Below are 14,454 nucleotides of genomic sequence, written 5' to 3' on the forward strand. Positions count from 1 at the left end.
CTTCGAAGGGGCACGGTCGTCGACCGTGCCCCTTCGGGTTTCCCCTCCCCTTCAGAACCCCGTGATCCCCCCCCGGGTCCCCCACAGGGGTTCTGATGCCCCGTACGACCGGCGGGGCGGAGAAACGGTTGTACGGATCGCCGGGCTTTATTTTCCGGACCCCGCCTCCCCCGCCTCCCCCGCGTGCTCCGCGAAGCGCGCCGCCGTCTCGGCCAGTACCTCGCGGCCGTCCCGTGCCCACAGCACCTCGTTGAAGAGTTCGACCTCGATGGCTCCGGTGTAGCCGGCCGCGTCCACGTATCCCTTCCACTCCCGCATGTCGATCGCGCCGTCGCCGATCTGTCCGCGCCCGTTGAGCACGCCCTCGGGCAGCGGGGTCGTCCAGTCGGCGAGCTGGAAGGTGTGGATGCGGCCGCCCGCACCCGCCCGGGCGATCTGCTGCGGCGCCCGGTCGTCCCACCAGATGTGGTACGTGTCGACGGTGACGCCGACCTGGTGGGCCGGGAAGCGTTCGGCGAGGTCCAGGGCCTGGGTGAGCGTCGAGACCACGCACCGGTCGGCGGCGTACATGGGGTGCAGCGGCTCGATGGCGAGCCGTACGCCGTGCCGTTCGGCGTAGGGGCCGAGCTCCGACAGGGCGTCCGCGATGCGTTCGCGGGCGCCGTGCAGGTCCTTGTCGCCGGCCGGGAGGCCGCCCGAGACGAGGACGAGGGTGTCGGTGCCGAGGACTGCGGCCTCGTCGACGGCGCGGCGGTTGTCGGCCAGGGCGCGCGCACGTTCGTCCGCGTCGATGGCCGTGAGGAAGCCGCCGCGGCACAGCGTGGTGACGGTCAGTCCGGCGTCGCGGACCAGCTTGGCCGCCGCCTCGACGCCGTACGCCTGGACGGGCTCGCGCCACAGGCCGACGTTGCCGACGCCCAGGTCGCGGCAGGCGGCGGTGAGTTCGGGCAGCGTGAGCTGCTTGACCGTCATCTGGTTGATGCTGAAGCGCGTCGGGCCGGGGGTGGTGCCGGTGTCGCTCACTGGTGCACTCCGTACAGGTTCAGCAGGGTTCTCATCCGTTCCTCCGCCAGCTTCGGGTCCGGGAACAGGCCCAGGCCGTCGGCGAGTTCGTAGGCGCGGGCGAGATGCGGCAGGGAGCGGGCCGACTGGAGGCCGCCCACCATCGCGAAGTGGTCCTGGTGGCCCGCGAGCCAGGCCAGGAGGACCACGCCGGTCTTGTAGAAGCGGGTCGGGGCCTGGAAGAGGTGGCGGGAGAGGGGGACGGTGGGGTCGAGGAGTGCGCGGAAGCCCTCCGTGTCCCCCGTGTCCAGGACCCGGACCGCCTCGGCCGCCAGCGGTCCCAGCGGGTCGAAGATGCCGAGCAGGGCGTGGCTGAAGCCCTGCTCGTCGCCGGCGATCAGCTCGGGGTAGTTGAAGTCGTCGCCGGTGTAGCAGCGCACGCCCTGCGGGAGGCGGCGGCGCAGGTCGATCTCGCGCCGGGCGTCGAGAAGGGAGACCTTGACGCCGTCGACCTTGTCGGGGTGGGCGGCGATGACCTCCAGGAAGGTGTCCGTGGCCGCGTCGAGGTCGGGTGAGCCCCAGTAGCCCTCCAGGGCCGGGTCGAACATCGGGCCGAGCCAGTGCAGGATCACCGGTTCGGCGGCCTGGCGGAGCAGGTGGCCGTAGACCTCCAGGTAGTCCTCGGGGCCCCGCGCCGTCGCGGCCAGCGCGCGGGAGGCCATCAGGATGGCCTGGGCGCCCGACTCCTCGACGACGGCGAGCTGTTCCTCGTAGGCGGCCCGGACCTCGGCGAGGGTGCCGCCGGTGCTCCGGTCCGTGCCCCCGGTGCTCCGGTCCGTGCCGACGGTGATCTGGTCGGTGCCGACGCCGCAGGCGATCAGGCCGCCGGTCGCCTTCGCCTCGGCGGCGGACCGGCGGATCAGCTCCGCCGCGCCCGCCCAGTCCAGGCCCATGCCGCGCTGGGCGGTGTCCATCGCCTCGGCGACGCCCAGGCCGTGGGACCACAGGTGGCGGCGGAAGGCGAGGGTGGCGTCCCAGTCGACGGCGGCGGGTCCGTCGGGCGTGGTGTCCGCGTAGGGGTCGGCGACGACGTGCGCCGCCGAGAAGACCGTACGGGAGGTGAAGGCCCCTCCCGGAGCGCCCCGGGTGGCGGCGAGGGGCTCGGTGCGGGGTTCGTGGGCGCGCAGGGTGCCGTCGGCGCCGGGCAGGTGCAGGGTCACAGGGCGATCTCCGGTACGTCGAGGCGGCGGCCCTCGGCCGAGGACCTCAGGCCCAGCTCGGCGAGCTGCACGCCGCGGGCGCCGGCCAGCAGGTCCCAGTGGTAGGGGGCGTCGGCGTAGACGTGCTTGAGGAACAGCTCCCACTGGGCCTTGAAGCCGTTGTCGAAGTCGCCGTTGTCCGGGACCTCCTGCCACTGGTCGCGGAAGGCCTCGGTGGCGGGGATGTCCGGGTTCCAGACCGGCTTGGGGGTGGCGCTGCGGTGCTGGACCCGGCAGGTGCGCAGGCCCGCGACGGCGGAGCCCTCGGTGCCGTCGACCTGGAACTCGACGAGTTCGTCGCGGTTGACGCGGACCGCCCAGGAGGAGTTGATCTGGGCGACGGTGCCGCCGTCGAGCTCGAAGACGCCGTAGGCGGCGTCGTCGGCGGTGGCGTCGTAGGGCTTGCCGTTCTCGTCCCAGCGCTGCGGGATGTGGGTGGCGGTGAGCGCCTGGACGGACCTCACCCGGCCGAACAGCTCGTGCAGCACGTACTCCCAGTGCGGGAACATGTCGACGACGATGCCGCCGCCGTCCTCGGCACGGTAGTTCCACGAGGGGCGCTGCGCGTCCTGCCAGTCGCCCTCGAAGACCCAGTAGCCGAACTCGCCGCGCACGGACAGGACACGGCCGAAGAAGCCGCCGTCGATGAGGCGCTTGAGCTTCAGCAGGCCCGGGAGGAAGAGCTTGTCCTGCACGACGCCGTGCTTGATGCCGGCGGCGTTCGCCAGCCGGGCCAGCTCCAGGGCGCCGTCGAGGCCGGTGGCCGTGGGCTTCTCCGTGTAGACGTGCTTGCCCGCGGCGATCGCCTTCCGGATCGCCTCCTCGCGGGCCGAGGTGACCTGGGCGTCGAAGTAGATGTCCACGGACGGGTCGGCGAGGACCGCGTCCACGTCGGTCGACACGTGTTCCAGGCCGTGCCGTTCGGCCAGCGTCCGGAGCGCGTGCTCGCGGCGGCCGACCAGGATGGGCTCCGGCCACAGCACGGTGCCGTCGCCGAGGTCGAGGCCGCCCTGTTCGCGGAGGGCCAGGATGGAGCGGACGAGGTGCTGGCGATAGCCCATGCGCCCGGTCACACCGTTCATGGCGATACGCACCGTCTTGCGTGTCACGTCATTCCCTTCGAAACGAGCAATGCGAGGAGTACAGCAAGCGCTTTCTATGCGCTACGAAGCTAGCCTGTGGACGGTGGTCTGGACAAGACCGCTGTCCGGGCGAGTTGTTCGACGGGGCGAACAACGGCGGGTGGCGGCCGTAAGGTCACCCGGGACGCCGAGGCGGCGTACGGCACACGCGTGAGGCGGAGGACGAGGACATGACGGTGACCCTGGCGGACGTGGCGGCCCGAGCCCAGGTCTCCCCCGCGACGGTGTCGCGCGTGCTGAACGGGAACTATCCCGTGGCCGCCTCCACCCGAGAACGGGTGCTGAAGGCGGTCGACGAGCTCGACTACGTGCTCAACGGGCCCGCGAGCGCGCTGGCGGCGGCCACGTCCGACCTGGTGGGCATCCTGGTCAACGACATCGCGGACCCCTTCTTCGGCATCATGGCCGGCGCGATCCAGTCCGAGATCGGGGGCCCCGGTGGCAGAGCGGGCGGCGAGAGACTCGCCGTGGTCTGCAACACGGGCGGCTCCCCGGAGCGCGAACTGACCTACCTCACGCTGCTGCAACGGCAGCGGGCGGCGGCCGTCGTGCTCACCGGCGGGGCGATGGAGGACGCCGCGCACCAGGCGGCCGTGGCGGCGAAGCTGGGCAAGCTGACGGAGGCGGGGACGCGGGTGGTGCTGTGCGGGCGTCCGCCGGCGCCGCGGACCGGGGCGATCGCGCTGACCTTCGACAACCGCGGGGGCGGCCGGGAACTGACCGAGCACCTGATCGGGCTCGGACACCGGCGGCTCGGCTACATCGCGGGCCCCGAGGAACGGACCACGACCCGGCACCGGCTGGAGGGCCACCGTGCCGCGCTCGCCGCGCACGGCATCGAGGAGGACCCCCGCTGGACCGTCCACGGCCGCTACGACCGGCGGTCCGGCTACGACGCCACGCTCGAACTCCTGCGCAGGGACCCGTCCCTGACCGGGGTCGTCGCCGCGAACGACTCCGTAGCGCTGGGCGCGTGCGCGGCGCTGCGGGAGTCAGGGCTGCGGATTCCCCAGGACGTGTCGGTGGCCGGGTTCGACGACCTGCCGTTCAGCATCGACGCGGTGCCCGCGCTGACGACGGTCCGGCTGCCGCTCGCGGAGGCGGGGGCCCGGGCGGGGCGCATCGCGATGGGGCGGGAGGAGGCGCCGAGCGGGGGGATCGCGACGGTGCGGGGGGAGTTGACGGTACGGGGGTCCTCCGGACGGCCACGGGAGTAGGCGTCGTCAGGTTCGCGGCGGCCCGGGAGGGCGTGGGCGCAGTTGAGGGCTGGACTCTCGTACCCTCTCGCGACAGGTCCGAATGATGCCATCCGCAGCACCGTGGACCGCTCGGCGGTGTGGTGGCGCCCTGCGCCCAAGGAGCCGGTGTCCCGTGCGCCCGCCATCGGGTGCACGGGGGGGAGCGACACCGCGGAGCGCCCGTCGACAAGGTCGTCGGTGACTACGGGTCCGACGACGTCCAGCTTCCCACCAGAGGCAGGGGGCGTTCGACCCGGAGCCGGACAGGGGCCTCTCCCTGCCCCTCACTGGCGAACGCCTCGCTGATCCCGCGTGCCGAGTCCAGCGCCTGGCGGCATCCACCTGACAGCGGACGCGCACCATCACTTGGATGCCAATTCTTTACTCACTGCACTACAACCCTTTCCGTGTGTGACACACATCATGACCCTTACCCACCGGTTGCCGCTTTCCGTCCGATTTCTGAGATGGACGCGACCGCCAACCTTTCGCTTCTATAAGGATCTTGAACTGCAGGCGGGTGGCGAAGATTTCCTCCGGTCGGCTTCTGCCGACCATCGGCCTCTAGGACTGTGATGAGACGACGCAGCGCATTGCCAGACCTCCGGAGCACGGCGGCTGCCGTCGGTGCCCCGGCATGCGCCGCCGAGGACTTCAACTGCCCGGGAGGGCCGACGAGAGCCAGGCCGAAAAAGGTCTCCTCCTCCAGCGTGGCGCCGACCACATGGTGCTCGCCGACTGCGCGAGCGCGGGGAGCCCGCTCCGGAGCTCGACCCGGTGCATGAGGGGGCACACCGATGGCTCCGAGGACACCCGCCTCGAGATGAGCGCCGAGGGTGACCGACTCTGCCACCTCATGGCCGTGATCGGGCCCCCAGGCACCCCCTCGCCCCCGCTGACCGTCTCCGTCGGCTCATCCCGGCACCGTCACTGCTTCAACGCGGATTGAGGACTCCCATGTTTCGTATGCCGTATCCCGCCCGGGTCACCACTGTGTCCGCAGCCGTCCTCGCGAGCACATTGGTGTCCCCACCGGCTCATGCCGCCGTGGGCGACCCTGCCACTGACGCGAAGCTGGACTTCACCGCTCGTCTGACGATCGGCACCGACTATCGGGCATGCTCGGGTGCGCTGGTGAACCCGCAGTGGGTGCTCACCGCAGCCAGCTGCTTCGCGGACAGGGCCGGCACCGTCGCCGCCGGAAAGCCCACTCAGCTCACCAGGGCCACCGTGGGCCGGGCCGACTCCAGCATCGCCAACGGCTACGTGCGTGAGGTCGTCGAGCTCGTCCCGCACCCGAACCGCGACATGGTCCTCGCACGGCTGGACAAGGCCGTTCCCGACATCGCGCCGGTACGTCTGGCGTCCGGCGCACCAGACGCGGGCGCAACGCTCACGGCGGTCGGCTTCGGACGTACGAAGGGCCAATGGGTGCCCACCCTGCGCCACCAGGGATCCTTCGCCGTCACGTCGACCACCGCCGATGCGATCAACGTCACGGGTCAGGGGGGCGACGCCATATGCGCTGGTGACGCCGGCGGCCCCCTGCTGCAGGACAAGAACGGCACCCTGCAACTGGTAGGCGTCAACAGCCGTTCCATGCAGGGGGGCTGCTTCGGCTCGGAGTCGACCAGTACGGATGCCATCGCGGCAGCGAACGACACGGCCTTCATCACCCAGACCGTCAACCGTGACCTCGGCACCGGCAACCTGAGCGACCTGGTGGCCTCCGCCGACTTCAACAGCGACGGCCGCACCGACGTCGCCGCCGTCCTGGACGACGGGTCCCTGCACGCCTTCTACACCAAGCCCGACGGGACCCTGGAGTACGGGCGCGAACTGTGGAACGACAAGACCTGGAGCCCGATGACGCAGATCATCGGCGGCGACTTCAACGACGACGGCAACGGTGACATCGCCGCCGTGCGCGCCGACGGCACCCTGCACCTGTACACGGGCACCGCCACCGGCATCCTGAACAAGAGCAAGCCCATGTGGCACGACACGTCGTGGAAGACGATCAAGCAGGTCACCCGTTTCACGCTGGGCGGCCGTGACGGCCTGGTCGCCCAGTGGGGTGACGGCAGCCTCTACGGCTACTACACCGGCGCCGACGGCGTGCTGACCGGCGACAAGATCAAGATGTGGCCGGACGCCACCTGGGGCAAGACGCGCCTCACCGGGACCGCCGACATCAACGCCGACGGCCGCGACGACCTCGTCGCAGTCCGCGAGGACGGCAGCCTGAACTGGTACGCAGGCAACACCGCGGGCGGTCTGGACGCCGCCCGCAAGCTGTGGCCCGACAACACCTGGTCCCCCATGAAGCGCATCATCGGCGGCGACTTCAACGGCGACACCAAGGGTGACGTCGCCGCCGTCGGCGGTCAGAGCACGCTGCTCCTGTACACCGGCACCGGCACCGGCACCCTCAACAAGGGCGTTGCCATGCGCCCCGCCCCGTAAACAGTCCCATCCAGTCGTCGGCGCGCCTCCCGTCCATCTAGGGCCGGGACGCTTCTGTCACAGAAGCCCGAGCTGAACGTGCGTACCGGCAGCAGTCAATGGAACTCCGCCCTACCGCGCGTTGCTCTGACACAGGGGCCGTTTCACGCTAGTGACGGCCCCTTGTTCAGCCGTCGCCCGGCGTCCCGCAGCGCCTCACCCACTGCTAGCTGGCCGACTCGGCAGCGCTGTCCGCGGCCCTGGAAGTGGCCACCGACGCCCACGAGGCGGGTGAGACCCTGCTCGGCGCGGGCTCGGGCGGACACGCACCGAGTGGGTCCCGAACCAGTTGCACAGTGGCGAGTCCCGGGTGGACTCCACCACCGACACCAGCGTGGCATTGCCCGGTCAAGAAGGCGCTGCCGTCTGCAAGGGTGCCACCGGTGGCCCGACCCTGCGCCGCAAGAGCAGTGAAGTCGAGTTTGACCGCCATCCACAGCCGTTCCTGGCGAGGCGGGTGCTTCAGTGCGGTTGGCGGCAAGTACGTGATCATTCTCCGAAGCCGCGGAGTGTTCACGGAAACGGAAGGCACTCCGACACACGGATGCAAGTGGCCCGCGCCCGTGAGGGCAGCGGGCCACGAGTTGGAGGGCCTCCTCAGAGGCGCTCGACGTGCGGACCCCGCCGACCGGCCGCGGTGAGGGTGGTGAAAGTCGTGCCGGCTCCCGACCTGCCGGTCACTGGACCAGCTCGATGTGGGGGTGGGACGGGTCGACCGGGCAGGCGTGGAGCTGGAGGTTGTGGCCGCCGACGATGTCGATCAAAGTGAAGTTGCCGTCCCGCGCTCCCAGGGGAGGCGGGGCCGGGTTCGTCGACTCCTCCTCGGCGATCCAGGTTCCGCTGCCGCCGTCCCATTCCGAGGAAGCGATGGTGAGAAGCGGGACCTGATCGGTGCCGCACTCGGGACAGGAGCGGTCCACGGGGTCGGTCGGGTCCCAGCGGGTCCAGCCGCCGGTCTTCCACCCGGGGGCGTGGCAGAGGTTGTTCAAGTACAGCTCCCCGGGGTCGTACGCGTAACTGCTGTACAGCTCGGGGTCGACCGACTCCCATCGGCTCATGTCCTCCAGCTGTTTACGCAGTTCCTCAGGCAGCTCCGAGGGGTTGGGGTAATCCGTGACCTGTTCCGGTGAGAACAGACACGGCTCAGGGAGGTACCACTGGGACTGGATGACCGGCGGCTCGGGCGGTGCGTCGAGGACGTCGGTGACGGTTGCGGAGCAGCGCCAGAAGAGTGCGGTCGTGGGGTGGGCGCGTTCTGCGTGGTCGAAGGGGCACCACAGCACCTGAAGGAGATCCGCGTCGGTCGGGCACGGGAAGGGGACGTCGCGCGCGTAGAGCTGGGCGACGGGAAGCAACGGGATCGGGCCGTCGAACCACGGGCGGCCCTCCTTGATCCGCTCCCAGTTCTCCCGTTCCCCCGGGGTGACCTCGGGCGCCTCGGGGTCGAGACGCAGCCGCTCCTCCGCGGCGGCGAGATCGCGGCGTAGCAGCCGGACATCGTCCGGCGAGTTGACCGTCTGCGACGCGTGCCTGTCGTGCGGTTCGTCGCAGTACGGCCACGGCTCGTCGGCGGGCCACAGGAGCGGCCCGCCGACGGAGCTGTCGTGCACAGTGGTCGACCCCGGCCGCGGGTGCAGCCGGGTGGCCGTCCGCGCCAGCGGAGCCAGTTGGGGGAAGAGCGCGGCGATGTCGAACGGCCGCGGTGGGGTGGTGAAACTCATGCAGGCTCCCGCCGGTGCGAACTGGAAGTGATCAGTTACCGAGGTTGAGCGTCCCGGTGTTCTGGTAGGTATTGGTGACGTAGACGTTGGGGAACAGTTCCTCGGTCGTCCCGTTCGCCCGTTGGATCGTCGCGTGCATCGTGACACCCGTCGGGATGGTGCTGCTCGCATCCTTGTAGACGGGTGTCACCTCGTAAAAGACCGCGTCGTTCGCCCCGAAGGCGGCGAGGGGGCCCTTGATGAGATTCCGCGTCTGGTCCTCGTACGTCCGCATGCTGGGTGTGCCCGTGTTCATCCCGGTGTGCCAGCACGGGACGAGGTTGGTGCGAGTCTTTTCACTCGTGCCCTGGCCGCCGAGGCTTTTCGCGATGAGATGGCACCGGTCCTGCGAATAGGTGACACCGGCCGCGACCTTGAACGCATCCGCATCCTCCATCCCGGTAACCGGGTTGCTGGTCCCGGTCCCGCCGCCGGTATTGCGCCCCAGGCACGCCTGTGCCCGGGTCGGCCGCTGTCCGGGTCCGCTCGTGGGGACGGTCTTGTTGACGAGCGGAACCGCCTCGGTGGTGTTCCAGAACCAGCCGTCACCGTTGGGCAGCGAACCGGTCGGCCCCTTGGCGGCCAGGCAGTCCGCCTGCCCCGTCGTGTCCGGCGTCGAGACCGGCAGCTCGAACTCGTCGGCGTCGATCACCCGCTGGTCCTTGAAGCCGTCGGCGAGCTGTGTGTCGGCGAACTGCTTCTCGGCGGACGTGACATGGGCCTGCACGCAGGGCGCGGCGGGGTCGTGCGTATGGGCGTTGTTCAGGATGTACGTGTCCCATTCACCGTTGCCGAGATTGGGGATCACCTCGGCGCACCGGTCGCCGGCGGCACCGCCCTCCTTCGCCTCCCCGAAGGGGAAGTCGGCGCAGGTGTCGGTGACGACGAGGTCCGGCTCGGCCGTGAAACCGCCACAGGTGGCGGCGGTGCGGCCGGCCACGCCGCTCGTCGACCGGGTCAGCGGGCTGCCCTTCTTCCCCCAGGCACCGTTCAGGTTGTTCTGGGCCCAGCCGTAGGCGGCCACGGCCCCGCCCGCGTCCGCGCTCGTCGCCTTCATCGGCACGACGGCCATGACGGAGGGGACGGCACAGCCCGCCACCGAAGTGCCGCCGACCGCGTCGTCGCACCGGATCTGACGCGCGTTCTTCCACGACGCGTTCGGGTCGGTGGCCGTCGCGCCCGGGGACGTCACGTACATCGCGTAGGACGTGAAGAAAGAGGCGGAGGAGCCCGTGGTCCGGGGCGAGGAGTAGGCGACGGTGCCGCTCAAAGTCTGGCCGAGCGTGATGCTGCCGCCGTACCAGGGGGCGGTCTTGGTGGCCGTGCAGCCGACGTCGCAGGACGCGCGGAACTTGGCGTTCAGGGCGGTGACATCACCGGAGGCGCCTGTCATGGTGACGGTGACCTGCTCGCTCCAACTCGTGGCGGTCGCCGAGAGGTCGGCGCCGGTCGAGACCGCCAGAGTGCCGCGTCCGATCTCCAGACCCCTGCTGTCGCGGAGGATGTAGGTGACGTTGATGCCGGTCACGCAGTAAGAGAAGCGCTCGTAACTGTAGTTGCCCGGCGTGGTGACGTCGCAGCTTCCGGCGGCAGCGGCAGCGGCAGCAGGGGCGGCGGCTGTGCGGGTCTTCGCCCTCGCTGGGGCAGGGGTGACCGTCACACAAGACTCGACGGCACCCGCGTGGCGCTCCTTGGAGCCCGGCACGGTGGCGGTGCAGTCCTCAGCGGAGCCGGCGGCGAACTTGCTGGTCTCGGTGGGCTCCGCGCTGGGCGCTGTTGAATTGGTGGTGGGCAAGGCCTTCGCCGTCCCCGGCGGCTCGGCCGCCTGGCTCGTCGCGGCTGGCGTGACGACGAGGGCCAGGGCGGTGAGGACGGTCAGAGCCGTTGAGCGGGCGCGTCTTCTCGAGGCGCGCCCGCCACGTATTCCGTGCATGGAGGCAGGAACTTTCCGTGAGGGGAGAGGAACATGGGGCGCCGCCTGATGTGCGGCGCCCCTGGGGGAGACCGGCGTGATCAGGCCGCCAGGCCGAAGAAGTCGCTAAGACCCTTCGTGGCGCTGGCGACCAGGTCCTCACCGGTGTCTGTGATCTTGCTGACGACGGGCTTGACCAAGCCGCCCCCGAGGGCCTTGTCGGCGGCGCCGACCCACTTGTAGGCGCCGAAGGAGACCAGGCTCAGACCGCTGCCGACGGCGGACTCCCAGAAGGCGCCACTGGTGAAGCCGTGTTCGATGCCGGTGAAGAGGCTGCCGAGTGCGCCGACGCCCGCGGAGACGCCTGCGAAGAAGCCGGCCGCGGCGAGGGCCGGCGGGAAGACGGTGGCGGCGAGGGCACAACCGGCCGCCAGGAACGCGGCGCCGACGCTGACCACGTTGGCGGCGTCCGCGTAGAACTGGGCGTCGTTCCACCACTCGTCGCCGTCGCCGTCCGCGGTGCCGTTCGGGTTCACCTGGTTGTTCTTGTCGTTGTTGGCCGGGTCCCGCTGTGCCTCGCGATCCTCCAGGGACGCGAGCGCGGCTGCCTTGGCCTTCACTATCTCCTCGGCCCGCCTCTTGGCGGCGGCGATCTGCTTGGCCTCGGCGTACGCGCGGGCCGCGGCCTGCGCGTCGGCGGAGGCGGCGAGCTTCGCGGCGCGAGCCGCGGCGGCGGAGCGCTGAGCCTCGGCGGAGGAGGCGAGGGCCGCGCGGGCCGAGTCAACGGCCTTGTTGGCCGAGTAGTTCGCGGAGCGGGCGGCGCTGCGGGCGGTGACAGCGGCGTTCTTCGCCGTGGCGGCGGAGGCCCGGGCGTCGGCGGCCGACTTGTCGGCGGCGTTGGCGTTGTCGCGGGCCTGCTGGGCGTAGTCGTCGGCCTTGGCGGCAGCGTCGAGTGCCTTCTGTGCCCACTGCTGGGCCTCGGTGGCGGCGTTGCGGGCGTCGGCGGCGGCCTTCGACGCGAGGGCCGCGTCCTGCTGGGCCTTCTGCGCGACCTTCGCGGCAGCGGCGATGGCCCCGCGGACGGCCGCGACATGGGTGGCGGTGTCGAAGTCGAGCTGAGCCGTGCGGTACTGGACCACGGTGATGAAGTTGCGCAGCATCCACTGCGGTCCTTCGAGCGCGACCTCCCCGTATGCCTTGGTGAAGGCGCCACCGGTCCTGATCAGCTCGTTGGTCCGGACTCGGTCGTCCTCCTGGATGGCCAGCGGATAGGCGTGGTCGAAGAAGTAGTTGAGGGATTCGGTGGTGTTCTCGTCGAGCGCGTCGTTGCCGGCCTCCTTGACGGCCCTGCCGGGATCGTCATTGAGGATCTTGGTGATGGCGACACGCAGGTCCTCGTCAGAAGCGCGCTTCATGCCGCCGGTGAGGAAGTCACCGACTGCCTTGGAGTCGGTGCTCTCCAGTGCGGCCGCTGCGGCCGCTGCGACCTTCGGTCCGGCGATCGTCGCCACGTGCAGGGTGGTCTCGCGGTCGTCCTGCGTCTCGGCGAGCTCCCGGTCGAGGTCGATCCAGGCGTAGACGTCGTCGTCGGAGCCGGCGAGGGCGTGCTGGGCAGCCTGCCGGGTGTAGGCGCCTCGCGCGTCCATCAGGGCGACCGCGGCCTGTCGGCCCAGGGTCGCGGCGAGCGGCATGTCGCCGGAGTACAGCGCCTCTTCCGCCTTGGCTATGAGGTCCCTGGTCGCCTGGGTGGTGCGCTCCGCCATCAGCCGCTTCTCGCGGACGTCGGAGAGCTCGGCCCGCTCGATGGCGGCGAGCTGCTGGACCTCCTCGATGGCTTGCTGCTTGTCCTGCTCCAGGGTCTGCGCCTCGGCGGCGCGGGCGTTCTTCTCCACCTGGATGGCATCGCTGACCGCCTGGGTGGCGAGGTTGGCGGCCTTCATGGCCTCCGCGGCGTGGGCGGTCGACTTGTTGGCGTAATCGACGGCCTTGCCCGCGTACTTCACGGCCTCCTCGGCGGCGTCGGCAGCCTTGTCGGCGTGATCGGCGGCGGAGTTGGCGGCGTCACGGGCGGTGCGAGCGGCCTTGGCGGCGGCGGTGGCCAGTGCCTGGGCGGCGGAGGCGGCGTTGGTGGCGCGGTTGGCGGCGCTGGTGGCGATGGCGGCCTGGCGCTTGGCCTCGGCGGCCTCCCCCTGGGCGGCACCGGCGGAGACAGCGGCCTGGGCGGCGGCTGTCGCGGCGGCGGCCGAGTTGCGGGCGGCTGAGGCGGCGGCCAGGCCGGCGGCCGAGGACGCGTCGCCGGCGAGAGCCGCCTTGGCGGCAGCAGCAGCGGCGCCGCGGGCCTTGGAGGCGGCGTTGCGGGCGGCGACCGCAGCGTTCTTGGCATTTTCCGCCTTGCCGGCGTCCTTGGACGCGGCTATCGCGGCGTTGTAGGCACGGGAGGCGGCATTGCCGGCCTTCGCGGCGGCCTGGGCGGCACCGGCGGCAGCCCAGGAGGCGCGACGGGAGGCCGTCACAGCGGCGTTGGAAGCGTTGACAGCGTTGCGGGCGGCGTCGGCCGCCCCCTTCGCCGCGCTGGCCGCCTTGCGTGCCGCGGCTGCCGACTTCTGCACGTCACTCTTCGCGGCGGCGGCTTCAGCGGCGGCCTTCTCGGCAGCCTCCTTGGCCTTGGCGGCGGCGGTCTCGGCACGGGCCCCGGCCTCTACGGCCAGGTTCGTCTGCTGCTCGGCACGTTTGCCCTCACGCTCGACGACGGCCACCAGCTCCTCAATGGTGGCCGACTCCTGGTCACGGGCGCGCGCGATGTGCTGTCCGGTCTCGATGAACCACTCGACATCCTTCGCGGAGCCGCTGAGCGCGCGGTCCGCGTACTTCCGCACCTCCGGACCACCGTTCATCAGCATGGTGCTGACCTGGATCCGCGTGTCCTCCAGCCGCGCGTCGTACTGCTCGTCGCTGAGGAAGGTGACGAGGGCCGCTTCGGTGCCGGCGTCCAGCGCGGCATTGGCCTCGCGCACCACGGCCCTGTCGCCGCTGGACGCGACGATGCTGGTGGCGACCCGGAAGTCCTCCAGCATGGCGGGGGCGAAACCGGCCGTGAGGAAGTCGGCTATCGCGTCGTCCCCCTGGTCCAGGGCGGCGACAGCCTCGCGGCGCAGGCCCTTGCCCGCGCGGTCCAGGCTGCTGACGATAGCGACCCGGTTGTCCTGCACGGTCTGCTGCGGCAGCGTCTGAGCCAGGAAGGTCTGAATTTCGGTGTCGGTCCCGGAGAGGGCGGTCGTGGCGGCGGCCCTGACGCCCTTACCGCCAGTCAGCCAGGCACGGACAGCCTTGGCGCGATCGGTGTCCGGCAGCGGTACCGGGGTGGTGCCTGCCGGCGTGGCGGCCGCCGCGGCGACCGGTCGCAGGACCGAGGGGGTCGCGGCGACAGCGGTCGCGGCCGCGAGAGCGCCGAGAACGCGGCGTCTGCTCCAAAATGCGGTCTGCATACAGGGCTTGCCCTTCTATTAGCGGATCGGCGACGTATCGGATTCGCGCCGTTCCGGACAGCGAGTCTGTGGCCCCACGCTCGCCACAATTCGCGCACAGTATCAACAGTGTTGTTATTACACGGCAGTTATCGCTCTGTCGTGCCACTGA

The 14,454-nt window shown here is 70.8% G+C and carries 8 protein-coding genes; 2 read left to right on the plus strand and 6 right to left on the minus strand.

From position 1 onward, the window contains the following. Positions 1-147: 147 nt before the first annotated feature. From SAM23877_RS13065 to SAM23877_RS13075, 3 genes are read right to left on the minus strand one after another with little or no spacing between them, the layout of a single operon-like run. Positions 148-972 carry a sugar phosphate isomerase/epimerase family protein gene (locus SAM23877_RS13065; protein WP_174532288.1) on the minus strand — a complete coding sequence of 275 codons (825 nt, stop codon included), beginning with the start codon at positions 970-972 and terminating at the stop codon, positions 148-150. Positions 973-1,019: 47 nt separating this feature from the next. After that, positions 1,020-2,222, minus strand: coding sequence for a dihydrodipicolinate synthase family protein (locus SAM23877_RS13070; RefSeq protein ID WP_053131200.1), 1,203 nt, complete (start codon positions 2,220-2,222; stop codon positions 1,020-1,022). Further along, positions 2,219-3,370: a Gfo/Idh/MocA family protein gene (locus SAM23877_RS13075; protein WP_053131203.1), complete on the minus strand. Its 1,152-nt coding sequence runs from the start codon at positions 3,368-3,370 to the stop codon at positions 2,219-2,221. The genes SAM23877_RS13070 and SAM23877_RS13075 overlap by 4 nt, the downstream gene beginning before the upstream one ends. 203 nt (positions 3,371-3,573) lie before the next feature. On the opposite strand from SAM23877_RS13075, the gene SAM23877_RS13080 reads away from it, so the two are divergent. After that, positions 3,574-4,620: a LacI family DNA-binding transcriptional regulator gene (locus SAM23877_RS13080; RefSeq protein WP_053131206.1), complete on the plus strand. Its 1,047-nt coding sequence runs from the start codon at positions 3,574-3,576 to the stop codon at positions 4,618-4,620. A 978-nt stretch (positions 4,621-5,598) separates the two neighbouring features. Beyond that, complete coding sequence (locus SAM23877_RS13090; RefSeq protein WP_053131211.1) at positions 5,599-7,107, plus strand: trypsin-like serine protease; 1,509 nt, start codon at positions 5,599-5,601, stop codon at positions 7,105-7,107. A gap of 716 nt (positions 7,108-7,823) precedes the next feature. On the opposite strand, the gene SAM23877_RS13095 is transcribed toward SAM23877_RS13090, so the two are convergent. The 3 genes from SAM23877_RS13095 to SAM23877_RS41765 form a co-directional block, all read right to left on the minus strand. After that, positions 7,824-8,867 carry a hypothetical protein gene (locus SAM23877_RS13095; RefSeq protein ID WP_053131214.1) on the minus strand — a complete coding sequence of 348 codons (1,044 nt, stop codon included), beginning with the start codon at positions 8,865-8,867 and terminating at the stop codon, positions 7,824-7,826. 31 nt (positions 8,868-8,898) lie between these two features. Next, positions 8,899-10,839, minus strand: coding sequence for a DNA/RNA non-specific endonuclease (locus SAM23877_RS13100; RefSeq protein WP_053131217.1), 1,941 nt, complete (start codon positions 10,837-10,839; stop codon positions 8,899-8,901). Between the two features lie 80 nt (positions 10,840-10,919). Further along, entirely contained in the window at positions 10,920-14,303 is a 3,384-nt protein-coding gene (locus SAM23877_RS41765) for an ALF repeat-containing protein (RefSeq protein WP_079030180.1), read from the minus strand. Between the last annotated feature and the right edge of the window lie 151 nt (positions 14,304-14,454).

The organism is Streptomyces ambofaciens ATCC 23877 (assembly GCF_001267885.1).
GTDB classification, from domain to species: Bacteria; Actinomycetota; Actinomycetes; order Streptomycetales; family Streptomycetaceae; genus Streptomyces; species Streptomyces ambofaciens.

What these genes read in the sequence shown, in the direction of transcription:
- SAM23877_RS13065 (WP_174532288.1), bottom strand. Translation starts at nt 972, where the DNA reads ATGACGGTCAAGCAGCTCACGCTGCCCGAACTCACCGCCGCCTGCCGC.
- SAM23877_RS13080 (WP_053131206.1), top strand. Translation starts at nt 3,574, where the DNA reads ATGACGGTGACCCTGGCGGACGTGGCGGCCCGAGCCCAGGTCTCCCCC.
- SAM23877_RS13090 (WP_053131211.1), top strand. Translation starts at nt 5,599, where the DNA reads ATGTTTCGTATGCCGTATCCCGCCCGGGTCACCACTGTGTCCGCAGCC.
- SAM23877_RS13095 (WP_053131214.1), bottom strand. Translation starts at nt 8,867, where the DNA reads ATGAGTTTCACCACCCCACCGCGGCCGTTCGACATCGCCGCGCTCTTC.
- SAM23877_RS13100 (WP_053131217.1), bottom strand. Translation starts at nt 10,839, where the DNA reads ATGCACGGAATACGTGGCGGGCGCGCCTCGAGAAGACGCGCCCGCTCA.
- SAM23877_RS41765 (WP_079030180.1), bottom strand. Translation starts at nt 14,303, where the DNA reads ATGCAGACCGCATTTTGGAGCAGACGCCGCGTTCTCGGCGCTCTCGCG.